This window comes from Orbus hercynius, assembly GCF_003634275.1.
Taxonomy (GTDB): domain Bacteria; phylum Pseudomonadota; class Gammaproteobacteria; order Enterobacterales; family Orbaceae; genus Orbus; species Orbus hercynius.
The window spans coordinates 111,579-135,073 of record NZ_RBWY01000003.1; the positions used below are offsets into that span (position 1 = coordinate 111,579).

At 39.4% G+C, this 23,495-nt stretch carries 24 protein-coding genes; 17 read left to right on the top strand and 7 right to left on the bottom strand.

The window, feature by feature from the left end:
- Positions 1 to 68 precede the first annotated feature (68 nt).
- The 12 genes from trmJ to yjeH all read left to right on the top strand — a co-directional run bounded on the left by trmJ (position 69) and on the right by yjeH (position 10,807).
- A complete protein-coding gene (gene trmJ, locus DES39_RS08165) occupies positions 69 to 794 on the top strand; it encodes a tRNA (cytosine(32)/uridine(32)-2'-O)-methyltransferase TrmJ (RefSeq protein WP_121145293.1) in 726 nt (241 codons plus the stop codon).
- Between the two features lie 140 nt (positions 795 to 934).
- Positions 935 to 1,405 carry a 6,7-dimethyl-8-ribityllumazine synthase gene (gene ribH / locus DES39_RS08170; protein ID WP_121145294.1) on the top strand — a complete coding sequence of 157 codons (471 nt, stop codon included), beginning with the start codon at positions 935 to 937 and terminating at the stop codon, positions 1,403 to 1,405.
- Positions 1,406 to 1,420: 15 nt separating this feature from the next.
- On the top strand, positions 1,421 to 1,831 hold the full coding sequence (gene nusB / locus DES39_RS08175) for a transcription antitermination factor NusB (RefSeq protein WP_121145444.1): 411 nt from the start codon (positions 1,421 to 1,423) through the stop codon (positions 1,829 to 1,831).
- Between the two features lie 14 nt (positions 1,832 to 1,845).
- Positions 1,846 to 2,955, top strand: a complete 1,110-nt coding sequence (locus DES39_RS08180; RefSeq protein WP_121145295.1) for a tRNA/rRNA methyltransferase — start codon at positions 1,846 to 1,848, stop codon at positions 2,953 to 2,955.
- Between the two features lie 149 nt (positions 2,956 to 3,104).
- Entirely contained in the window at positions 3,105 to 4,049 is a 945-nt protein-coding gene (nadR, locus tag DES39_RS08185) for a multifunctional transcriptional regulator/nicotinamide-nucleotide adenylyltransferase/ribosylnicotinamide kinase NadR (protein ID WP_170143376.1), read from the top strand.
- Between the two features lie 71 nt (positions 4,050 to 4,120).
- Complete coding sequence (gene ubiE / locus DES39_RS08190) at positions 4,121 to 4,900, top strand: bifunctional demethylmenaquinone methyltransferase/2-methoxy-6-polyprenyl-1,4-benzoquinol methylase UbiE (RefSeq protein ID WP_121145297.1); 780 nt, start codon at positions 4,121 to 4,123, stop codon at positions 4,898 to 4,900.
- A gap of 8 nt (positions 4,901 to 4,908) precedes the next feature.
- On the top strand, positions 4,909 to 6,462 hold the full coding sequence (ubiB, locus tag DES39_RS08195; protein WP_121145298.1) for a ubiquinone biosynthesis regulatory protein kinase UbiB: 1,554 nt from the start codon (positions 4,909 to 4,911) through the stop codon (positions 6,460 to 6,462).
- Between the two features lie 135 nt (positions 6,463 to 6,597).
- Positions 6,598 to 6,825 (top strand): twin-arginine translocase TatA/TatE family subunit, encoded by a 228-nt coding sequence (tatA, locus tag DES39_RS08200; protein WP_121145299.1) that lies wholly within the window; start codon positions 6,598 to 6,600, stop codon positions 6,823 to 6,825.
- Positions 6,826 to 6,828: 3 nt separating this feature from the next.
- A complete protein-coding gene (gene tatB, locus DES39_RS08205; protein ID WP_121145300.1) occupies positions 6,829 to 7,248 on the top strand; it encodes a Sec-independent protein translocase protein TatB in 420 nt (139 codons plus the stop codon).
- Positions 7,238 to 7,996 (top strand): twin-arginine translocase subunit TatC, encoded by a 759-nt coding sequence (gene tatC, locus DES39_RS08210; protein ID WP_121145301.1) that lies wholly within the window; start codon positions 7,238 to 7,240, stop codon positions 7,994 to 7,996. Before tatB ends, tatC begins: the two co-directional genes overlap by 11 nt.
- Before the next feature lie 39 nt (positions 7,997 to 8,035).
- Entirely contained in the window at positions 8,036 to 9,463 is a 1,428-nt protein-coding gene (hldE, locus tag DES39_RS08215; protein WP_121145302.1) for a bifunctional D-glycero-beta-D-manno-heptose-7-phosphate kinase/D-glycero-beta-D-manno-heptose 1-phosphate adenylyltransferase HldE, read from the top strand.
- 93 nt (positions 9,464 to 9,556) lie between these two features.
- Positions 9,557 to 10,807 (top strand): L-methionine/branched-chain amino acid transporter, encoded by a 1,251-nt coding sequence (yjeH, locus tag DES39_RS08220; RefSeq protein ID WP_121145303.1) that lies wholly within the window; start codon positions 9,557 to 9,559, stop codon positions 10,805 to 10,807.
- Positions 10,808 to 10,855: 48 nt separating this feature from the next.
- Here yjeH and cysS read toward each other — a convergent pair whose 3' ends face one another.
- The 3 genes from cysS to lysC all read right to left on the bottom strand — a co-directional run bounded on the left by cysS (position 10,856) and on the right by lysC (position 14,118).
- Positions 10,856 to 12,250, bottom strand: coding sequence for a cysteine--tRNA ligase (gene cysS / locus DES39_RS08225; protein WP_121145304.1), 1,395 nt, complete (start codon positions 12,248 to 12,250; stop codon positions 10,856 to 10,858).
- A gap of 123 nt (positions 12,251 to 12,373) precedes the next feature.
- Positions 12,374 to 12,616: a GlsB/YeaQ/YmgE family stress response membrane protein gene (locus tag DES39_RS08230; RefSeq protein ID WP_121145305.1), complete on the bottom strand. Its 243-nt coding sequence runs from the start codon at positions 12,614 to 12,616 to the stop codon at positions 12,374 to 12,376.
- Between the two features lie 131 nt (positions 12,617 to 12,747).
- Entirely contained in the window at positions 12,748 to 14,118 is a 1,371-nt protein-coding gene (gene lysC, locus DES39_RS08235) for a lysine-sensitive aspartokinase 3 (protein ID WP_121145306.1), read from the bottom strand.
- A 291-nt stretch (positions 14,119 to 14,409) separates the two neighbouring features.
- Between lysC and rpsP the strand changes: the two genes are divergently transcribed.
- From rpsP to rplS, 4 genes are read left to right on the top strand one after another with little or no spacing between them, the layout of a single operon-like run.
- Positions 14,410 to 14,658, top strand: a complete 249-nt coding sequence (rpsP, locus tag DES39_RS08240) for a 30S ribosomal protein S16 (protein ID WP_121145307.1) — start codon at positions 14,410 to 14,412, stop codon at positions 14,656 to 14,658.
- A 23-nt stretch (positions 14,659 to 14,681) separates the two neighbouring features.
- On the top strand, positions 14,682 to 15,209 hold the full coding sequence (rimM, locus tag DES39_RS08245) for a ribosome maturation factor RimM (protein WP_121145308.1): 528 nt from the start codon (positions 14,682 to 14,684) through the stop codon (positions 15,207 to 15,209).
- Between the two features lie 55 nt (positions 15,210 to 15,264).
- A complete protein-coding gene (gene trmD, locus DES39_RS08250) occupies positions 15,265 to 16,017 on the top strand; it encodes a tRNA (guanosine(37)-N1)-methyltransferase TrmD (RefSeq protein WP_121145309.1) in 753 nt (250 codons plus the stop codon).
- A gap of 30 nt (positions 16,018 to 16,047) precedes the next feature.
- A complete protein-coding gene (rplS, locus tag DES39_RS08255) occupies positions 16,048 to 16,398 on the top strand; it encodes a 50S ribosomal protein L19 (RefSeq protein ID WP_121145310.1) in 351 nt (116 codons plus the stop codon).
- A gap of 109 nt (positions 16,399 to 16,507) precedes the next feature.
- On the opposite strand, the gene DES39_RS08260 is transcribed toward rplS, so the two are convergent.
- The 4 genes from DES39_RS08260 to DES39_RS08275 all read right to left on the bottom strand — a co-directional run bounded on the left by DES39_RS08260 (position 16,508) and on the right by DES39_RS08275 (position 22,639).
- The gene (locus DES39_RS08260; protein WP_121145311.1) at positions 16,508 to 17,695 is read right to left on the bottom strand and encodes a BaiN/RdsA family NAD(P)/FAD-dependent oxidoreductase; all 1,188 of its coding nucleotides are present in this window, start codon (positions 17,693 to 17,695) and stop codon (positions 16,508 to 16,510) included.
- Between the two features lie 160 nt (positions 17,696 to 17,855).
- On the bottom strand, positions 17,856 to 20,009 hold the full coding sequence (locus DES39_RS08265) for a carbon starvation CstA family protein (protein WP_121145312.1): 2,154 nt from the start codon (positions 20,007 to 20,009) through the stop codon (positions 17,856 to 17,858).
- 222 nt (positions 20,010 to 20,231) lie between these two features.
- Positions 20,232 to 20,948, bottom strand: coding sequence for a two-component system response regulator BtsR (gene btsR, locus DES39_RS08270; RefSeq protein ID WP_121145313.1), 717 nt, complete (start codon positions 20,946 to 20,948; stop codon positions 20,232 to 20,234).
- Positions 20,942 to 22,639, bottom strand: coding sequence for a sensor histidine kinase (locus tag DES39_RS08275; RefSeq protein ID WP_121145314.1), 1,698 nt, complete (start codon positions 22,637 to 22,639; stop codon positions 20,942 to 20,944). The genes btsR and DES39_RS08275 overlap by 7 nt, the downstream gene beginning before the upstream one ends.
- A 107-nt stretch (positions 22,640 to 22,746) precedes the next feature.
- Between DES39_RS08275 and trmB the strand changes: the two genes are divergently transcribed.
- Positions 22,747 to 23,475, top strand: coding sequence for a tRNA (guanosine(46)-N7)-methyltransferase TrmB (gene trmB, locus DES39_RS08280; RefSeq protein WP_121145315.1), 729 nt, complete (start codon positions 22,747 to 22,749; stop codon positions 23,473 to 23,475).
- Positions 23,476 to 23,495: the final 20 nt, after the last annotated feature.

The window sequence follows — 23,495 nt, forward strand, 5'->3', positions numbered from 1 at the left end:
TAGCAGTATTTTCGGCTTTTTCTAGTTTATGTTAGACTAGCAGTAAAATTTTATTGGATATAACACAAATGTCATTACTTGAGAATATTAAAATTGTCTTAGTTGAAACTTCACATACGGGTAATATAGGATCGGCGGCGCGCGCGATGAAAACCATGGGGCTGAGTAAACTGTGCTTGGTTAATCCGATTGTTAAACCCGATTCGCAATCGATTTCACTTGCCGCCGGCGCGAGTGATATTATTAAACAGGCGCAGATTGTTAGTTCAATGGAAGAGGCTATCGCTGGTTGTCAATTGGTGATTGGTACGAGCGCGAGATCGCGTCATTTACAGTGGCCACATCTAGAGTCTTTTGAAAGTGGTGAAAAAATTATTGAGGAGGTGCAGCTAGGATACCAAGTGGCGTTGGTGTTTGGCCGTGAACGGGTCGGTCTTACTAACGAGGAATTGCAAAAATGCCATTACCACGTTTCGATTCCGGCCAATCCAGAGTATAGTTCGCTCAATTTAGCAATGTCGGTACAAGTTCTGTGTTACGAAATCAGGATGGCAATGCTGAAATTAACTGCTCAGCAACTGCCACAAAGTGAGATGATAAGTTATCCTAAGAATGATGATATCGAGCGTTTTTATCAGCATTTGGAGCAGACATTATTACAAACAGGATTTATTAATGTAAGTCATCCTGGGCAGATTATGGGACGATTACGTCGATTATTTACGCGAGCACGTCTTGAACAACAAGAATTGAATATTTTACGCGGTATATTAACGTCGATATCTAAGCAATGAAATGAAATAAAAGTTCCTATTTTTGTGTTGTGTTAATGATGTTTTACCTAAAATCGACATAGCGAAAATTTGAATCTATGCTAAAATTATCGGCTTATTACAGGGCTACGTAAAATCTAGTCAGATACAGAGGAATCTTTATGCAAACTATTGAAGGCCAAGTTGCCGCACCTAAAGCAAAAATTGCCATTATCACGGCGCGTTTTAACCATTTTATTAATGATAGTTTGGTTGAGGGCGCGGTTGATGCGCTAAAACGTATTGGTCAAGTTGATGAACACAATATCACTATCATTAAAGTACCGGGTGCTTATGAGATTCCTTTAACCGCAAAAGTCGCGGCACAAAGTAAGAAATTTGATGCGATTGTTGCATTAGGTACCGTTATTCGTGGGAGTACAGCGCATTTTGATTATGTTGCTGGCGAGTCAAGTTCTGGCTTATTATCTGTCTCATTAGAGCATTCGATTCCAGTCGGTTTTGGTATTTTGACTACTGAAAATATTGAACAAGCTATTGAGCGTGCAGGGACTAAAGCGGGTAATAAAGGCGCTGAAGCAGCATTAACGGTGCTTGAAATGTTAAATACCTTAAATATAATCAAGGGGTAAGGCGTGAGTGCTACAATAAATCCAAGACGCCGAGCTCGTGAATGTGCGGTGCAGGCAATTTATTCTTGGCAAGTATCGAAAAATGATTTGTCTGATGTTGAGGTCAGTTTTATGGCTGAGCAGGACATGAAAGGTGTCGACAAAAAATATTTTCGTGAGCTACTCAATGGTGTTGGACATAATGCGACTGAAATTGACGCTAAAATGTCCCCATATTTGAATGAACGTTCGCTAGATGAGCTTGGTTTAGTCGAGCGGGCTATTTTACGTATTGCGTTATATGAATTACTCAAGCGTGAAGATGTGCCTTATAAAGTCGTGATTAATGAAGCGATTGATTTAACGAAAACCTTTGGTGCTGAAGATAGCCATAAATTTATTAATGGTGTGCTTGATAAAGTTGCGCCAACTATACGAACACGATAAACAGTGAGATTCCTATGAGTGACAATGAGTCATCAAATAATTCTTCATCCAAAGATAAAGTAAAACCAGCGATTTTTTACGCACAAAAATCGAAAGAAGACAAACCTAAACGTCAAAATGATAAACGTGATTTTGATAAGCCACGCAGTAATAGTCGTGGTGGTTATGGGAAAAATCCAGATAAATCTCGTGCAGAAAAAGGGTATAGTGGCAATCGTCAGGCTAGTGATAGTCGTATTGAAACGTTTAAACCTCGTGCCAAAAAGCCGATGATGCAAGAGGGTGATTCGCCTTGGAAAGCGCGCGTTAACCGTACCGAACATTTACCAACTTACGATACAACAGTAAAGCCAGAGATTGAACATAACAGTAAACGCCAGCGTAAAGAAGAGACACTCGTTTATAGTGAAAATAGTTGTAAAGCGGTATTTGCAAAACGGCCAGAGGCAATCATTAAAGCATTTTTTTTGCAAGAAAAAACGTTTGAATTTAAAGCGCTAATTGCCCATTTAGTCGAACATCGATTAGGATATGACGTCATTAGTGATGAAGAGATGACGAAAATAGCCCAAACACCTCATCACGGCGGCATTTGTTTAATCGTTAAAAAACGTCAGTCACAATTAGTGGCAGAGTATTTATCTGCCAATGGACAATTAAAACAAGATTGTGTTTTAGCCATTGATGATATTAATAATCCTCATAATCTTGGTGGTATAGCAAGAACTACGGCTTTTTTTGATGTTAATGCTTTGTTGTTAAGAAAACCTGAGTTACTGGATAATGGTGCTGCAATGAGGGTTGCAGAAGGTGGGTGTGAAGCGATTAATTTAATTAAAGCTGATGATTTCGTTGCATCTATTGATCAGTTTAAGCAACAGGGATATCAGATTATTGCACTATTACCGTGCAAAGTGAGTTCTCTGAAAGCTGAAACATTCGAAAAAGTGACAATAAAGACGAAGATTGTGTTTGTGGTGTTTCAACAAATCAATACCAAATTGGCAGCCTTGGCTGATGATATTGTGTATTTACCTGGTAGTGAAGCGATGGCGGCATTAAATATTTCAGTATTAACTGGTATTATGTTAGCAAAATGGAAAGCGTTTTCCCACCGAGACTAGTATTAATAATATCCCCAGCATAAGACTGTATATGCTGGGTAAATAAAAAGATTAAATCTCATTTGCACCAAAAAATAGCATCTTTTGAATAGACATAAATTGTATTTTGGATAGAGTGTATACCATTATTATCAACGATGACAGGTATCATGAATATTTCCTCAGTAGCAACACACCAAATTGGCTTAGTTTTTGGTAAGTTTTACCCACTCCATTGCGGTCATATTTATTTGATTGAAAAAGCAGCGAGTCAAGTTGATGAGCTGCATATTCTTTTAGGTTGTGAACAAAATCGTGATCTCAAATTATTTCAAGATAGTCATATGCCAAGGCAACCAGGAGTCGAAGATCGATTTTTGTGGTTACAAAAAACCTTTAAAAATCGTCATAATGTTCATACCCATGTTTTAGATGAAGCCGGCATTGCAAGTTATCCTAATGGTTGGCAAGATTGGAGTGATAGAGTTAAGTCTATTTTAGATAAACATCACGTTGTTCCTTCGGTTATTTTCACCAGTGAACCACAAGATGTGGAGCACTATAAGCATTACTTCCAAACCGCTGTAAAACTAATTGATGCCGATCGTGACTTTGTGAATATTAGTGCAACTAAAATCCGACAGCAGCCATATGATAATTGGCATTTTATTGCGCAAAAAGCAAGGCCCTTTTTTATCAAGCGCATTGCGATTATTGGACGGAGTGAATTTAGTAAAGTTCCTAAGCAATTAGCTAATATTTATAATACTGAATACGTTGGTAACGGTTATGTTAATTACATCAACTGTAGCTATCAAGACAATGCCAATTTAGTCTTTAACAAATCTGACTACATTAGTATGGCAAAGCTACATGCTGAGCGATTGCATGCTGCCTCATTATCTGCCAATCGAGTATTATTTACTTCACTGGATTTTCGAACGTTACATCACTACTATCAAACAGCATTCCAATCTTCCAACACGATTTTACAAGAACTCGAAGAAAATTATCCTTTTGATCTCATTATTAATGAAACTGACTTTGATGATTGTGACTCGGCCCTGAGTGTTGTAGAGGAGATACTGAAAATGGTCGAAAAACAACTACATTAATTTTCGCTAAAAATAGTACAGTTGTTGAGTCTGTGCTAAACTAGGCTAAATTTTTTTACGGTTATATTATTATGTCGAAAATTTCAGATGAGCAAAATAACAATAATAGTCAAGAAACTATTGACTTTGGTTATAAGCAGATTCCTAAGCAAGAGAAGGAAAAGCGCGTTGCGGATGTATTCCATTCGGTAGCCGATAAGTATGATATGATGAACGATCTCATGTCGTTTGGTATTCATCGTATTTGGAAAAAGATTACGATGGAATATTGCGGCGTTGTAAGAGGTCAAACCGTACTAGATTTAGCTGGCGGAACGGGGGATCTGACCGCAAAATTTTCCCAACTCGTGGGGGATGATGGCTTAGTCGTGCTTGCTGATATCAATGAGTCAATGCTAAGAGTCGGGCGTGATAAATTACGTGACAAAGGCTTATTTAAAAATATCGAATATGTGCAAGCCAATGCCGAAGAGTTACCTTTCGCTGATAATATATTTGATTGCATTACCATTGCATTTGGTTTACGCAATGTGACTAATAAAGATAAAGCACTACGTTCAATGTGGCGAGTGCTTAAACCTGGCGGTCGTTTACTCATCCTTGAGTTTTCTAAACCGGAATATAAATTGCTGAGTAAAGCTTATGATTTATATTCATTTACCATGCTGCCGTTGATGGGCAAACTTGTTGCCAATGATTCCGATAGCTATCGTTATTTAGCCGAGTCAATTCGTATGCATCCGGATCAGTTAAAACTGAAACAGATGATGGAAGAGGCTGGATTTAGAGATGCACAATTTCATAATATGACCGGCGGTATCGTGGCACTGCACATTGGTTTTAAATACTAAGTGATACAATGAAGTATTTAAGACTCTATAAAATTCTTGCTACCTTTAAAGCTTATCAATTAGGTGAATTTTTACCTAAGTATCGTCTATCTGCCAAATTTAAGTTCGTATTAGCATTACTCTTTTGGGTAAGAAAACGAGCTAAAGCTAAAGAGGGCGGTGAACGTTTAGTGTTAGCATTACAAGAGCTTGGACCAATTTGGGTTAAGCTGGGGCAAATGTTATCAACTCGCCGAGATTTATTACCAGATCCGATTGCCGAGCAACTAGTTAAGCTACAAGATCAGGTTGCCCCATTTGATGGTCAAATAGCACAGCAAATGATTGAGCAAGCATTAGGTCATTCAATCGACCATTATTTTACTGATTTTGACATTACACCTCTTGCTTCCGCTTCCATTGCGCAAGTTCATTGTGCAACATTAAAACAGAGCGGCGCAAAAATTATTATCAAAGTCTTGCGACCAGAGATTAAGCCGGTTATCGATGCAGATATTGAGGTGATGTACTGGTTATCTGCTCAGCTCGAAAAATATTTACCAGACGCAAATCGATTACGCTCGGCAGAAATTGTGCGTGATTACCATGCGACGCTATTGAACGAAATGAATTTACTGCGAGAGGCTGACAATACAAGCCGTCTACGTCAAAATTTTATCAATAGCGATATGCTTTATATACCTTATGTCTATCGCGAATTATGTCGCTCAAATGTAATGGTCGAAGAGCGCATTAGTGGCGTTCCAATATCCGATATTGCGCAGCTTAAGGCACGTAATGTAAACCTCAAACTGCTTGCTGAGCGTGGCGTCAACGTCTTTTTTACGCAAGTGTTTCGTGATAATTTTTTCCATGCTGATATGCACCCAGGCAATATTTTTATTGATGTTAAAGAGCCAATTAACCCACGTTATATTGGAATTGATTGCGCTATTGTGGGGGAACTCAGTCGTGATGATCAGCGATTTTTAGCGCAAAATTTTATTGCTTTTTTTAATCGCGATTATCAAAAAATTGCCTCGCTATATGTACAGTCTGCTTGGGTACCTGAGGATACTGATATCGTTGCATTAGAATCGGCTATGCGAGCAGTTTGCGAGCCGATTTTTGCCAAGCCACTTGGCGAGATATCCTTTGCACAAATTTTGTTCCACCTGTTTCAAGTTGCCAGGCAGTTTAATATGGTTATTCAACCTCAGCTCGTCTTACTTGAAAAAACATTATTCTATATTGAAGGACTTGGCCGCCAGCTTTACCCTCAGCTTGATCTGTGGGCAACGGCAAAACCTTTTTTAGAATCCTGGTATCATGAGCAAACTAGTATTAAACATATTACCAAACAATTTATAGATACCTTGCCGCAATGGCATGAAGTCTTACCCGAGCTACCAGCAAGAATTAAACAATATGAAAGAGAACAAAAAAAACTAGTCTTGCATATAGAGCGACTAACTAAGCAGTTAGAGCTGGCAAAAACAAAGCAATGTTGTGCTTGGAAAGTGGCCATCATAGTATCTATTATTGTGACAAGTGTAATGATGTTGTTGATTAAATTAGTTTAAAATCGATGTGTTATAAAGTGAGTATGTTAGTTTAATTTTAAAGCTAATAAGATGTATGATCAAATACTTGACATGCATTTTATTTAAAATTAAGTGTATAATAAAATAATTTTCTAAATGAATGAGGTACTAGTTATGATGCCAAGTTGGACGAAGCTTCTGATCCTACTCGCTGTGATTGTGTTAATTTTCGGCACAAAAAAATTGCGTACATTGGGCTCTGATTTAGGTTCGGCAATTAAAGGCTTTAAAAAAGCCATGGGTGATGATGATAAAAAAGAGAGCGATAACGACGCTGATTTTTCATCTGCTCAAAAATCGGATGGTCTAGAAAACAACCAAAATAATGACAAAAAAGAGTAAACCGTGTTTGATATTAGCTTCGGTGAGCTATTACTTGTCCTCATTATTGCTTTACTGGTTTTAGGGCCAGCACGTTTGCCTGAGGCTATCAAAACGGTAGCAGGATGGATTAAAGCCCTACGTCGTCTTTCTGCGACGGTTCAATTAGAACTGAATAAAGAATTGAGATTACAAGAGCTACAAGACAGTTTAAAACAGGCTGAAAAAAGTGGTTTAGACAATATTACACCTGAAATAAAAGCCTCTATCGATGATCTTAAGCGTGTTGCTGAGTCGATTCAAAAAGATTTTTATGATACTTCTGACGAGATCGCATCGACAACCCAGCAAGCGATCAATGGTCAGGCAGCTAAGGATCCAGTTACAAAAAATGTCGGTACCTCTTCGGTTAGTGATATAGGGAAAGATCAGCATGTCGGATGATAAAGCACAGCCGCTTATTAGTCACCTTATTGAACTGCGAACACGCATACTTCGGTGTGTGATTTGTGTGATTGTGGTATTCGTTGCATTACTCTATTTTTCAAATGATATTTACTCGATTGTTGCCCATCCGTTAGTAAGGCAACTACCAGAAGGGAGTGTCATGATTGCAACGGATATCGCAGCACCCTTTTTTACACCAATTAAATTAACAGCTATCGTATCGCTTTTTGCTGCTATTCCGTATATTCTTTTTCAAGTTTGGGGATTTATTGCGCCGGCACTGTATCAAAAAGAACGCCGTTTAATTTTACCGCTCGTCATTTCAAGTACAACTTTATTTTATTTAGGATTGGCTTTTGCGTATTTTATTGTCTTTCCATTAGCCTTTTACTTTTTCATTAATACCGCACCGGCTGATGTGGCTATCAATACTGACATTACTAAATATCTTGATTTTGTCATGACATTATTTGTGGTATTTGGTTTTGCTTTTGAAGTGCCTGTTGCGATCATCTTATTATGTTGGACTGGCGTAACGTCACCGGAAGGGCTGAAAAAGAAACGCCCATATATTATTGTTGGGGTATTTACCGTTGCGATGTTTTTAACGCCGCCGGATGTATTTTCGCAAACTTTATTGGCGATTCCAATGTGTTTATTATTTGAAATTGGGTTATTTTTTGCTAAGTTTTATAAACCACGTTCAAGACAGGACGAGGATGAACAAGAGCAAGAACTTAATTAAGCAAGATAAGCTAATTTCGTATCATGATTAGGATGCAAAATGAAAAATTGTTTACCCGATTTTAGTACTGCCAATATACTTGTCGTTGGCGATATTATGCTTGATCGCTACTGGCACGGGGCAACGAACCGTATTTCACCTGAAGCACCGGTGCCTGTGGTGAAGATCAATTCGTTAGAAGAGCGCCCTGGTGGTGCTGCCAATGTTGCTATGAATATCACCTCATTAGGCGGACAAGCTCGTCTAATTGGCCTAACGGGCATTGATGAAGCCGCAAAAATTCTTGATGAGCAGCTCGCAAAGCACCGTGTTACCTGTGATTTTGTCACATTATCATCACACCCAACTATTACTAAATTGCGCGTGTTATCACGTAATCAACAATTGATTCGTCTTGATTTTGAAGAGGGTTTTGATAACGTTGAGCCGAGTGCTTTACTGGCTCGAATTAAGCAAGCACTGCCACAATCAAAGGTAATGGTTTTATCTGATTATGCTAAAGGCGTATTGTCTTCAGTGCAGTCGATGATTAAGCTTGCTAATGCAGCAAACATTCCGGTGTTAATTGATCCTAAAGGCAGCGATTTTGAACGTTATCGTGGTGCAACAATTTTAACGCCAAATATGTCAGAATTTGAAGCGGTGGTTGGTACTTGCGCAGATGAAGATGAGATTGTTGCAAAAGGTTATCAACTGATTAAAGATTATGATCTCAAAGCATTATTAGTCACGCGTAGCGAAAAAGGCATGACACTGCTGCAGATCGGTAAACCCATTTATCATTTACCAACTCAAGCTAAAGAAGTGTTTGACGTAACGGGGGCGGGTGATACTGTTATTGCCTCTTTAGCGGCAGCATTATCTGCGGGCTGTACGCTCGAAGAGAGCTGCTTTTTAGCTAATGCAGCGGCGGGTGTGGTGGTGGGTAAACTTGGGACCTCAACTGTGTCACAAGTTGAACTTGAAGATGCGATTAGAGCGCGAGCTGACAATGGCTTTGGCGTCATGACTGAGAATGAACTACAAGATGCGATTAGTAAAGCCCGTCAACGCGGTGAAAAAATTGTGATGACCAATGGCTGCTTTGATATTTTGCATGCTGGGCACGTGTCTTACTTGGCTAACGCGCGTAAATTGGGCGATCGCTTAATTGTTGCAGTAAATAGCGATAGCTCTGTTAAACAATTGAAAGGTGAAACACGTCCTATTAATCCGTTAATGCAGCGAATGATAGTGCTTGGGGCTCTTGATTCTGTTGATTGGGTCGTGCCATTTGAAGAACAAACACCACAGCGTTTAATTGCGAAAATGTTACCTGATATATTAGTAAAAGGTGGCGATTACAAACCTGAAGAGATTGCGGGTGGTAAAGAAGTCATTGCTGCGGGTGGTGACGTTAAAGTGCTTAACTTTGAAGATGGCTGCTCAACAACAAATATTATTAATGCAATAAAAAATCAGCGTTAATTCTAGTTTAGCTAATCATTAAATCGCCTTTTTTGCCCTATTGTGCAAGAGGCGATTTTTTTATATTAAAATTGATATATAGATAAAAATACCATGAGTGAACTGAAAAAAGAGCTAAATTTTTGGCAAGGGATTGGGCTATTATCGACCTCTTTATTAGGCACTGGGATTTTTGCGGTGCCAGCGATAGTTGCGCAAATCGCTGGTCAAGATGGTTTATGGGCATGGCCACTATTATTAGTGTTAGTTTTTCCTATTGCCATTATCTTCGCTGAATTAGGTAAACATTATCCGAGTGCTGGTGGCGTGGCTTATTTTATTGCCAAAGCCTTTAATCCGGTGTTAGGACGTGTAACGGCTTGGTCATTCTTATCGGTCATTCCTTTTGGCTTGCCCGCGGGACTTTACATTGCCTCTGGATTTTGGGCATCAGTTTTTCATGTTACAGCAGAAGTTGAACTGATGATACAGGTGGTCACATTGTTACTGATCTGGGCGATTGGTTTGTTTGGTGCGGCAGCGAGTGGTTGGGTACAATCTATTATAGCGATTTTGATTATTAGCTTAGTGATGGCAATGTGTTTTTTTTCGTCGCCCTCGGTATTAACAGTAACATGGCCTAATATCTGCGATGTGCAATTTATGCCGGTCATCAATGCCTTAGCTGTGATGTTTTGGTGCTTTGTTGGACTTGAAGCTTTTGTGCATTTATCGACTGAATTTAAACATCCACAAAAAGATTTTCCCCGAGCATTATTAATGGGCCTCATACTAGCAGGCTTTATTTATTGGGTATGTACCGCAGCCGTTATCTTTTTTGTCCCCAATTTAAGCAGCGCAACAGCGGCACTGCCAACAATTATTGAACAGTTATTTGGTGCAAAAGCATTATGGCTATTTTGCCTTATCGGTTATTTAGCCTGTTTTGCGTCGATTAATATTTACTGCCAAAGTTTTGCGCGCTTGGTGTGGGTTCAGGCGAATGAAAATCATCCTCAAGGTAGGTTAGCACGGTTATCCAAGCGGCAAACACCAGTCAATGCTTTAACGTTAGTTATTTTATTAAGTATGTTCTTTTTATTGTTGATTCACTTATTTACCTTTTCACTACACAGTTTACTGGAATATGCCAATGGTGTATTTGTGTTTATTTATTTTTTAGCCATGCTGTCGGCAATTAAGTTGCTCAGCGGTAAATTGAGAATATTGGCTAGCGTATGTACGATGATTTGTCTGGGATTATTGTGTGTGATTGGTTATAAGAGTTTATACGCGCTTGGTATTTTTATAATATTATGGTTTATCGCCAAGAAAGTCACCGTGATAAAAACTAGTAATCCATAGCTTTTTGGTTGATATAAACTAAAAAAGCCTCACTAGAGGCTCATCATTTTAAACGTTTTTTTTACGCCAGGTGGTGCCATTCGGCCCATCTTCTAATACGATATTCATCGCATTTAATTGATCTCTCGCATTATCGGCTAGTGACCAATTTTTACTTGCTCTTGCTTCGTTACGTTGTTTAATTAATGCTTCGACTTGTGCACTATCAACATTATCATTACTATCGTTTTGTAAGAATTGTGTCGGTTGCTGTTCTAATAGCCCTAGTACTTTGGCTAGATAACGTAGCTCTGCGGCTAATTCATTCGCTTGCGGCATATTATTTTCAGCTTTGGCTTTATTAATTTCACGTGCAAGTTCAAATAATACTGAATAGGCTTCTGGTGTGTTAAAGTCATCATTCATTGCTGCACAAAACTGGCGATAATAATCGCTATCAGGTGTGGTATGTGGGGTTGTGAGGTCTGTATCACGCAGCGCCGTATATAAGCGTTCTAATGCAATTCGAGCTTGTTTTAAGTTATCTTCACTATAATTTAATTGGCTACGATAATGTCCTGATAATAAAAAATAGCGTACTGTTTCCGCATCATAATATTTTAACACATCGCGGATGGTAAAAAAGTTACCTAAGGATTTAGACATTTTCTCTTGATCAACCATCACCATACCAGAATGCATCCAATAGTTAACATATTGACCACTATGGGCACAGCTTGATTGTGCAATTTCATTTTCATGATGGGGGAACATTAAATCTGAGCCTCCGCCATGAATATCAAAATGCTTACCTAAGTGGTGGCAGTTCATCGCAGAGCATTCTATATGCCAACCTGGTCGGCCTTTGCCCCAAGGCGAATCCCAACTTGGTTCATTCGGTTTAGACATTTTCCAGAGTACAAAATCCATCGGATTACGTTTCACATCGACCACATCGACACGAGCACCAGCTTGCAGCTGCTCAAGATTTTGTCTTGATAGTATGCCATAGCTATCATCGCTATCAACGGCAAACATCACATCGCCATTTTGAGCGACATAAGCATGCTCTTTTGCCAATAAAGTTTCAACTAGCTCAATAATTTGTGGAATATGACGCGTTGCTCTTGGTTCACTATCAGGCCGGGCGATATTAAGTGCATCAAAATCGGCATACATCTCTTTTAACATGCGAGCGGTTAACTCATCACAAGTTTCGCCATTTTCGATTGAACGCTTAATGATCTTATCGTCCACATCAGTAATATTACGAACATAGGTCAGGTCATAGCCCAAAAAACGTAAATAACGAGTAATAACATCAAAGGCAACAAACGTTCTACCATGGCCAATATGACATAAATCATAAATGGTAATGCCACAGACATACATGCCGATTTTGTTACCATCAATAGGCTCAAAAAGTTCTTTTTCTCGGGTTAAAGTATTGAAGATTTTTAGCATTATTATCTACTTGTTATATTTTGTTTTAAATTGCTTGTTAATATAACAAAAAATTTGTATCAGGTGAAATGACTTCAAGCATGTTAAAGGGAAAAATTACCTGGCAAATTGCCAGGTAAAGTATTATCGCTGAATTAAGCGATAAATAAAGATAACTAAAATAGCACCGAGTACGGCAATAATCACGCTCACTAGGTTAAATCCGGTTACGCTTCCAAAACCCAACATGGTACTGAGATATCCCCCAACCACAGCACCGACAACGCCGAGCACCATTGTTTTAATGATTCCACCAGTCACCGGCATTAATACTCTCGCTATCCAGCCAGCAATTAACCCTAGTACAATCCAACTCAAAATTCCCATTTTTATTTCCTTCTTTAATCAATATTAGTAATTTATTTTTGCTGATATAAATATCTAGCGGATGTATATATTGGGATTAGATTAGTATTTTTCAACCAATAGGAGACCCATTGATTGAAATTAAATTAAATTTATTCAAAGATTGCTTTATGCAGAATTTTAACAATGCTATCGGCATCGCTGCTTTTAACCAGAAAACAGATATTATGAGTACTTGCCCCAAAGCAGGATAAACGCACACTGAAATCTTCTAATTGACCAAAAATTTGTTTGGTCATTCCTTTAACTGAGGTTAAATGATTACCGATAATTGCAATTAAAGCCAAATCTTCTTGTACTTCAACACAACACACGGTTGATAACTCATCAAGCAGTGCTTTGGTCAGTAGGCTACTGCCATCGGTATTGGTTCCTGCTGTGTCAATGGTTAATGCAACGCTCACTTCGGAAGTCGTCACCAGATCGACCGAAATATTGTGTTTAGCCAAAATGGTAAAGACATTGGCTAAGAAGCCTTGTGCGTGTAGCATATTGAGGCTATTTAACGTGAGTAAAGTCTGTTTGCGACGTAACGATACTGATCTAAATAAAGGCAGTTCGGATGTAATACTATGAGCATTATAAACAATCGTTCCACCGGCTTGTGGGTTTTTACTTGAGCCAACAAATACCGGAATATTGCTGCGCACGGCAGGAACAAGTGTTGCTGGATGAAGTACTTTGGCACCAAAAGTAGCCATTTCAGCTGCTTCAGCAAAGGTAATATCATCAATACGTTTGGCATTGGGCACAATGCGCGGATCGGTGGTGTAAATACCGGCAACATCAGTCCAAATATCAATTTGTGAGGCATGTAGCGCTTCACCAAGTAGTGCTGCGGTGTAATCACTACCACCACGGCCTAAGGTTGTGGTTTTACCCGAATTTTCGCTACCAATAAATCCTTGTGTTACTACAATATGTTTTTCTGCTAACGATTTTAAATGCGCACAACAAAGTTGTTTGATTTCGTCAATTTGTGGTATTGCCTTGCCAAATTTATTATCGGTACGTATCACTCTACGGACATCAAACCAGATGGCATCTTGTTGTTGTTCTTTTAAAATTTCGACAAATAGACGTGATGACATTAGTTCACCATGGCTCACCAGTTCATCGGTTAATGCTGCTGATGTAGCTAGGCTAGCTGCTTCTGATAACGAGGCAATATTATTGAGTACTTGATCGATTTCATCGCGTAGTGCAGGATTGGCGGGTAGCGCACTTAGAATGTTATATTGAATCTCGTGCAGTTTAGCAAGGTGCTGTTGACGGATTTCAGTATCACGACCTTCAGCTAGGGCTACTAATAAATTGGTTACGCCAGCTGATGCCGAAAGTACCACCACTTTAACATCAGGATTGGTGAGCACGATATTGGCGCTATTTTTCATCGCCTCATAATCCGCAACACTAGTGCCGCCAAATTTTGCGATAACACATGATTGATTAGAACTGTTCATCTTTTCCTCATTATTATAATCAGCAAATGCCGTGATAAAATTGATAATTTTTACATTGTATCGGATTTATTTGATTAAAATAATCGCAATTAAAAAATATTATGTTGTCACGATTATTAAAAAAGAACATGATATCTAACCTCGCTCTTGATTCGTCCCATTAACCATTGCACTTTCTTCAAAAAAGAGTATAATTCTCGGGCTTTTATTTCTGTTTTGTCTACGCTTTTTTGGTGAAGCCAATGGCAGTTATAAATCAAGCAAAACACAATTTAATTTTAAGAGGAAGTTATGGTAACTATTCGTTTAGCTCGTGGCGGTTCTAAAAAACGTCCATTTTATCAAGTCGTTGTGACTGATAGCCGTAACCCACGTGATGGTCGTTTTATTGAGCGTATCGGTTTTTTTAACCCTGTAGCGCAAGGTAAAGCGGAAGAACTACGTTTAGATCTTGATCGCGTAAATCACTGGGTTGGTTTAGGTGCTACTGTATCTGATCGTGTTAATTCACTGATCAAACAAGCACAAAAAATTGCTTAATTATACAATTGAGTGATGTGTAGATGAATACAGAAAAATTAATCATTGTAGGCAAGCTTGGTTCAAGTTATGGCATTCGTGGTTGGCTTAGAGTGTTTTCATTTACCGAAGATTCAGAGAGTCTTTTTGATTATCAACCTTGGTATATCAAAAGAGCTGATACTTGGCAAGAAGTTGAAGTTGAAAGCTTTAAGCCGCATAATCAAGATACTATTGTCAAAATTAAAGGCATTGATGACAGGGATGATGCTAACGCATTAACTAACATTGAAATCTATGTCGATTCAGCTAAGTTACCCAATTTGGAAGCGGGTGATTTTTATTGGAAGGATCTAATTGGCTGTAAAGTGACAACCGTAAATGGTTATGATTTAGGTCAGGTAACTGATTTAATGGAAACCGGTTCTAATGATGTGCTCGTCGTTAAGGCAAATCTAAAAGATGCATTTGGAGCAAAAGAACGTTTGATCCCGTATGTTGAAGATCAATTTATTAAACAGGTTGATTTATCAGCGAAACAGATCACTGTTGATTGGGATCCTGCTTTTTAGTTCCTGAGTATGATTTTAGGAATGTTAAGCATAATTAGCTATTGGGGAGCACTGTATGAAAATTGGCGTAATTAGCCTGTTTCCTGAAATGTTCCAAGCAATAACCAATTATGGCGTAACAGGAAGAGCCGTCAAAAATGGCCGACTGGATGTCTCGTATTGGAATCCTCGCGATTTTGCGTATGACCGACATAAAACGGTTGATGATCGACCGTATGGTGGCGGGCCGGGCATGTTGATGATGGTTCAGCCATTAAGAGATGCCATTCATGCCGCAAAAATGCAGCTCGGGGATGATACTAAAGTAATTTATCTGTCTCCACAAGGGCGTAAACTTGAACAAAAAGGGGTTTGCGAATTATCTAAACAGAACAAGCTTATACTTGTCTGTGGTCGATATGAGGGCATAGATGAACGGATAATCCAAACTGAAATTGATGAAGAATGGTCAGTTGGGGATTATGTGTTAAGTGGCGGAGAGTTACCCGCAATGGTGATGGTCGATGCAATCGCTCGGTTTATTCCTGGTGTATTACATCACGAGTCATCAGCAGAAGAAGACTCTTTTGTAAACGGTTTACTTGATTGCCCGCACTATACTCGCCCGGAAGTGTTAGATGGTATGGCGGTGCCTGATATATTAATGTCTGGTCACCATGAAGAAATTCGTCTCTGGCGATTAAAACAATCACTAGGACGGACTTGGCTTAGAAGAGAAGATCTTCTAAATAATCTAGCTCTGACTGACGAAGAGCGACGTTTACTTGCTGAGTTCAAGAATGAACACAGTGAAAAATCTCGCGACTAAGATTTCAGTGTACCTAGGAAGAGAATAAATATGAAAAATGCAATTATTCAGCAATTAGAACAAGAACAAATGAAAAAAGACATTCCTGCTTTTCGTCCGGGTGATACCGTTGAAGTAAAAGTATGGGTTGTTGAAGGTAACAAAAAACGTCTTCAGGCTTACGAAGGTGTGGTTATCGCTATTCGTAATCGTGGTTTACACTCTGCATTCACTGTCCGTAAAATTTCTAACGGTGAAGGTGTTGAACGTGTTTTCCAAACTCACTCACCCGTTGTAGATTCTATCTCTATTAAACGTCGCGGTGAAGTGCGTCAAGCTAAACTATACTACCTACGTGAACTTCGTGGTAAAGCGGCTCGTATTAAAGAGCGTCTTAACTAATTGCGATGTCACGAACATCTTAAAATATAAAGAAAATAGCTACCTTGGTAGCTATTTTTTTGCCGCTAACTATCGGCTGCTCAATCGCTTTGTGTTAGATGCAGTCTAATTACGCTGTTATGACATCATTCGCGCAAGCATAGGCACTGCTCCAGGCCCACTGGAAATTATAACCACCGAGCCATCCTGTTACATCAATCACTTCACCGATAAAGTACAGATTAGGCACGCTTGTTACCATCATGCTTTTTGACGATAACACATCGGTACTTACGCCACCTAGTGTGACTTCAGCGGTGCGATAGCCTTCCGTGCCGTTAGGGATAATCTGCCAATTGGTTAGTTGGTCAATAAGTTGCTGTTGCTGCTTTGAATTAAGCTGCTTTAGCGGCACATCAATAATTATCTGTAACTCAATTAACGTCTCAATCAGTCGTTTAGGCAATAATTTTGCTAAAATTGTTTTGATATATTGGTTATTGGCTTCTTGTCTTTGAACGGCAAAAAAGGCGTTCATATCATCATTAGGCAGCAAATTAATTCTAACAGCCTCACCAACTTGCCAATAGCTTGATAGCTGCAAAATAGCCGGACCTGATAGCCCTCGATGCGTAAAAAGTAGATTACCTTTAAACTGCTTTGAGGCAGTGCTGACTTCAGCGAACGTGGCGATGCCGGCAAGTGGGGATAAGCTATCAAGTAGTGATTGTTGTAAGGTAAATGGCACTAAGCCTGCACGAACGGGTATCACCGGCAGATTAAACTTTTCGGCAATACGATAACCAATCGGGGTGGTACCTAATTTAGGCATAGACAACCCTCCGGTAGCAATAATGACTTTATCGGACTCAATTTGCCCTTTATTGGTTGAGAGCTGAAAACCCGATTCTGTTTGTTTGATATCATCAAGTTCAGTTTGCATATTAAATTTAACCTGACCTTTTTCACATTCCTTAAGTAGCATATTGACAATATCTTGCGCTGAATGTTGACAAAAAAGCTGACCATGCTCTTTTTCATAATAGGGGATATTGTAGCGAGTCACCAAATTAAGGAAATCCCATTGTGTAAAACGCTTTAGTGCCGATTTACAAAAATGAGGATTTTGTGACAGATAGTTATCCGCTTCAATGGTCAGATTAGTGAAATTACAATGACCACCGCCGGACATTAAAATTTTCCGTCCAGGCTTTTTGCCATTATCAATGACGGTGACATCAAAATGATTTTGGCCAAGCAAACTTGCACATAGCAGTCCAGATGCGCCAGCGCCAACAATGGTAATTTTAGGTTTCATGCATAATCTATTAGAAATAAACAAGGCAGGTATTATAACGAAATTATCAATAAAAATACCCTACTATTTGTATAGTAGGGTATGCGGTTACCGATATTTTTTTAACGACTGTCCTACAGGGATAAATTCGTTTACGGCTAATGTAGCAAACAAACTTATCTTAGTGAGACATGGATGTCTTCACGCCACCTTCAGGTACAGGAACGTAAGGTGTTTCTTTATCGGTTCTTTCTGGATTATTACGAACTTTTAATGCCGTTCTAATACCGAAGAAAATAATACTGTAAACAACAACTAGGAATAGAACACTTAAACCAGCATTGGTGTAATTGTTGATAACAATATGTGTCATATCACTAATTTGTTGTGAGCTTAAGCTTGGATCTTCAGCAATTTTACGGTTGTATTCTTTTGCAAGATATAAGAAACCTTCTAATTGTGGATTATCACTAAACAGTTTCAAGCCAAGCGCCCATGTTGTACAAATCAATAACCAAACCGCAGGGATGATAGTTACCCAAATATATTGTGCGCGTTTCATTTTGATTAATACAATCGTTGCTAGAACTAATGCGACCGCTGCTAACATTTGGTTTGAGATACCGAATAATGGCCATAAGCTTTTCACGCCACCAAGTGGATCAACAACGCCTTGATATAGTAAATAACCCCATAAACCAACACAACCAGCAGTACCAATTACACCAGCAACAATTGAGTCTGTTTTCTTCAAGAATGGGACAAAGTTACCCAGTAAATCTTGTAACATGAATCGACCAGAACGCGTTCCTGCATCAAGTGCGGTTAAAATAAATAGTGCTTCAAATAAGATACCAAAGTGATACCAAAAGCCCATATCAGCACCAGGAAGGATTTGATGGAATACATGCGCAATACCAACTGCAAGCGTCGGTGCACCACCTGCACGGTTCAACACTGATTTTTCACCAATATCCGTTGCAGTTTGTAGAATTTCCTCTGGTGAAATTGTAAAGCCCCAAGAACTAATGGTCGCTGCCGCTTGATGCGTTACATCGTTTAATTGCGCCATAATTAATGGTGCCATCGCGGGATCACTTAATTTGTGTAAATCTGGCATAGTAAAGCCAAGCGCCGCTGGTGGTGTATTCATGGCAAAGTATAAACCAGGCTCAATAATTGATGCGGCAACTAATGCCATAATTGCGACAAACGATTCCATTAACATGGCACCATAGCCAATAAAGCGCGTATCTTTTTCACTGGCTAGTAATTTTGGTGTGGTACCTGAGGCAATGAGCGCATGGAAACCTGATACTGCCCCACAAGCGATAGTGATGAATAAGAATGGCATTAATGCACCTTTCCATACCGGGCCGGTTCCATCAACGTATTGGGTAATAGCAGGCATTTTTAAATCAGGGTTTAAAATCACAATACCCACAGCAAGGCCAACGATTACACCAATTTTTAAGAACGTTGCTAAGTAATCGCGTGGCGCTAAAATTAACCAAACTGGTAATAATGCTGAGATGAAAGCATAACCGACTAACACATAAGTAATGGTCGTTGCTTGGAATGTCAATGCATTGCCCCAATATGGGTCGTGCGCGATAACGCCACCAAACCAAATTGATAAAACAAGCAAAATAATCCCCATGATTGAGACCTCAAGGACTCGACCTGGGCGGATAAATCGCATGTAAATTCCCATAAATAGCGCAATTGGTACGGTCGCACACACAGTAAATACGCCCCAAGGGCTTTCTGCCAGTGCTTTAACAACGATTAGGGCTAAAACTGCTAGGATAATTAGCATAATTAAGAAACAACCGAATAATGCGATTGTGCCTGGGATTTGTCCCAGTTCTTGCTTAATCATTTCACCTAATGATGCACCGTTACGGCGTGATGACAGGAATAGCACCATGAAGTCTTGAACGGCACCGGCTAATACTACACCAGCAAGTAACCATAGCGTACCTGGTAAATAACCAACTTGAGCTGCTAGAACGGGACCAACTAATGGACCTGCGCCTGCGATTGCGGCAAAGTGATGGCCAAATAAAACGTATTTGTTAGTTGGAACATAGTTTAGACCATCATTATTAATGACTGCAGGTGTTGCACGAGTCGGGTCAAGTCCCATCACTTTACTTGCAATATAAAGGCTGTAATAGCGATAGGCAACTAAATAGACAGAAACCGATGCTGCAACAATCCATAGCGCACTTATGTGCTCACCACGTCTTAATGCAACAACAGCTAAGCAGCATGCACCGATGAATGCAAGTAGCACCCAAGGTAAATGCTTAAGGTATTTGTTATTACTCATTAATTGTTTTCCTCATTAGATCAAAGAGTATCTAAAATTTTGCCAGCGTATAGTAAATAACTTGCATTGAAAAAAGAATCTTGAAGTGAGTAAAAGGTTCAATAGCAATTGTGAGTGGTTTAAATTGGCATGTTAATGGTTTGACAAGATAAACGCCAAACCATCTAAGGGGTAAGATGTTAATGATAGAAATGCGAGTTTACATATTCTCGTTCACTGAATTTATAGCCCGAGCTGTTCTTTCAGGGGTTTTAAGTAGCGCCGGCTCACTGGCACCGCAACAGCGTTATTGAGAATAATTTCAGTATGGCCTGATTGGTCAAAGCGAATCTCTTTCAATTGTTTCATATTGATGAGATATTGACGATGACAATAGATTAATGGCGTTTTTTCTTCGAGCGTGCGCAGTGTTAACTCAGTAAAATATTCGGTATTCTCTTTATTAAAGACATAAACGCCGCTTGGTCTTGAGCTGACATAATACACATCATCTAAATTGAGTAGGTAGATTTTGCTGTGACCAATACAGGGAATGTATTTGAGCATCGGATCTACGCTTAATTGCGTCAGATTTTGCTGTTTTGGACTATTGAATAATCGTTGAATGGTTTTATCTAATCGGCTCGGTTCTATCGGTTTTAATAAATAATCGAATGCTTGTGCTTCAAAAGCTTTAATGGCAAACTCTTCGTAAGCGGTTAAAAACACGATGTGTGGCATGGTCTGCGTATCGAGCATATTGAGCATTTCCAGACCATTAATTTTCGGCATTTGAATATCTAAAAATACCACATCGGGCTGCAGCTGATGAATGGCTTTGACGGCTTCAAATGCATTGCTGCACTCAGCCATGATCGTGATTTTTTCATGTAGAGCGAGTTGGCAGCGTAAATTTTCGCGAGCCAATGGCTCATCGTCGACAATAATCGCTTTTAACATATACTTTTATCCTGTTCAATGGGTATGGTGAGTACAACTCGCGTATAACAATCGGGCTCACAATGAATTTGCATGCCATATTGTTCACCATAGCGAATTTGTATGCGTTTATGCACTAAATTAATGCCTAATCCACCATTATCTTTATGTTCTTCACGATACATCCCAGCGTTATCTTCGACCTCAAGCATTAACACGGTATCGTGTTGATAAGCTCGGATAGTGACGATACCTTTACCTATCATTTGTGATACGCCGTGTTTGATCGCATTTTCCACAATCGGCTGTAGCGAAAAGGCCGGTAAGTGTACGGTTTGAAATTTTGCCGGTACATCGACGACAATATCGAGTTTATCCATAAAACGCATTTTTTCGATCTCTAAATACGCCGTAATATGTTCAAGCTCATCGCTTAAATTAACGATTTCGGTGGGCCGTTTTAAATTTTTGCGGAAAAATGTTGATAGATTTTGTACCAATGATGACGCTTGCAACTGATCTCGGCGAATAACGGCAAGTAATGTATTGAGCGCATTAAATAAAAAATGCGGATTAACTTGCGCATGCAGTAATTTAATTTCTGTTTGTGATAACAGCTGTTTATAGCGCTCATTTTGGCCGGCAAGAATCTGCGCTGATAGTAAACTGGCGATACCTTCACCGAGCGTTCGGTTGATTGAACTAAAAAGCGTATTTTTTACTTCATAGAGTTTAATCGTGCCAACGACGGTATTATTCTCACCGCGCAGTGGGATAACGAGTGTTGAGCCCAATCGACAGTTTTTATTGAGCGAACATTGGTAAGGTTGATGTATACCATCAAGGTACTTCACCTCATCGGCGTCGATAGATTGTAGCGAGGCTTTTGAGGTAATCGGAGTACCGGGTAGATGGTGATCACTACCGGTACCAATAAATGCCAGAATTTTTTCGCGATCGGTAATTGAAACGGCGCCAACGCCTAGCTCCTTATAAATAATATAGGCAACTTTGGTACTGTTTTCTTGATTAAAGCCGTTTCTAAGTAAGCCATCAGTGCTAGAGGCAATTTTGAGTGCTCTAGACGAGAAGGCTGAGGTATACTTTTCAAACATAGCCTTACGATCTAGCAAGATTCGCATAAACATTGCCGCACCGACACTATTGGCAATAATCATTGGGGCGGCAATAATTTTAACCGTATGAAAAACAACGTCGAATGGTTTAGAAAAAATTAAAATCATCAGCATTTCCAGTGATTCGACCAGAATAGCCAATACCGCAACGACGAATGGATTATAAATGAGGTCAACTCGTCTATTTTTCATCAAAAAGTAGTGCACCATACCACTAATGAAGCCGGTTAATATGGTGGCAAACATACAGGTTTCAGCTGTAACTCCGCCTAACGTATAACGATGGACGCCGCCGGTTATACCGACTAATAATCCAACGGTGGGGCCGCCGAGTAACCCGCCCAAAATGGCACCAATAGCTCTGGTGTTGGCTAAGGTATCTTCAATTTCCAGACTAAAATAGGTCCCCATAATACAGAAAAAAGAAAAAATTAAATAACACAGCGATTTATGCGGTAGATGAACGGTGACCTGCATAACGGGAATAAATAATGGGGTTTTGCTCAGCAAATAGGCGATAACAAGGTAGACGCACATTTGTTGTAAGAGCTGTAAAATGAGATTAAATTCAAACATAGCTTTTGTTTATTGTATTTCGATTATATTGTCATTGGAATGCTAGCGACAAATTTTAACTTACGTTACACTATTAAGCTAATTTATTGTATAACAAAGATCGTGATATGAATCAAAAAAGTGACATTATGACTACTGAACTAATGGAAGACGGTAGGCCGGTACGGCAAATTAGAAGCTTTGTCTTGCGTCAAGGACGCTTAACAAAAGGGCAAGAATTGGCCATTACCCAGTTATGGCCAACGTTGGGAATTGACTATGATGCAGCGCATCGTTTTGATTTTACTAACGTATTTAATAATGCGCATCCCGTTACGCTAGAGATCGGTTTTGGCATGGGGGCCTCATTAGTCGAAATGGCAACTAACATGCCGAATGAAAATTTCTTCGGCATTGAAGTTCACCGTCCAGGCGTTGGGGCATGCTTAATGGCCGCGGGTAAACATAATTTACGTAATTTGCGAGTGATGTGTCATGATGCGGTGGAAGTGTTGCATAATATGGTGAGCGATGGTTCATTAGATAAAGTGCAAATCTTTTTCCCTGATCCATGGCATAAAGCGAAGCATAATAAGCGCCGGATTATTCAACCTGATTTTGTCCAATTATTACGACAAAAACTCAAACCTGGTGGCATATTACATTTAGCAACGGATTGGCAACATTATGCTGAACATATGTTAGCGGTGTTACAAGGCGCGGCGGGATTAGAGAATTTATCCACTGATGGTAGCTATATTCCAAGACCTGATTACCGGCCTATGACGAAATTTGAAAATCGTGGACTGAATTTAGGGCATGGTGTTTGGGATTTACAGTTTAAACGCATCGAATAATCATTATCATATTAGATAAC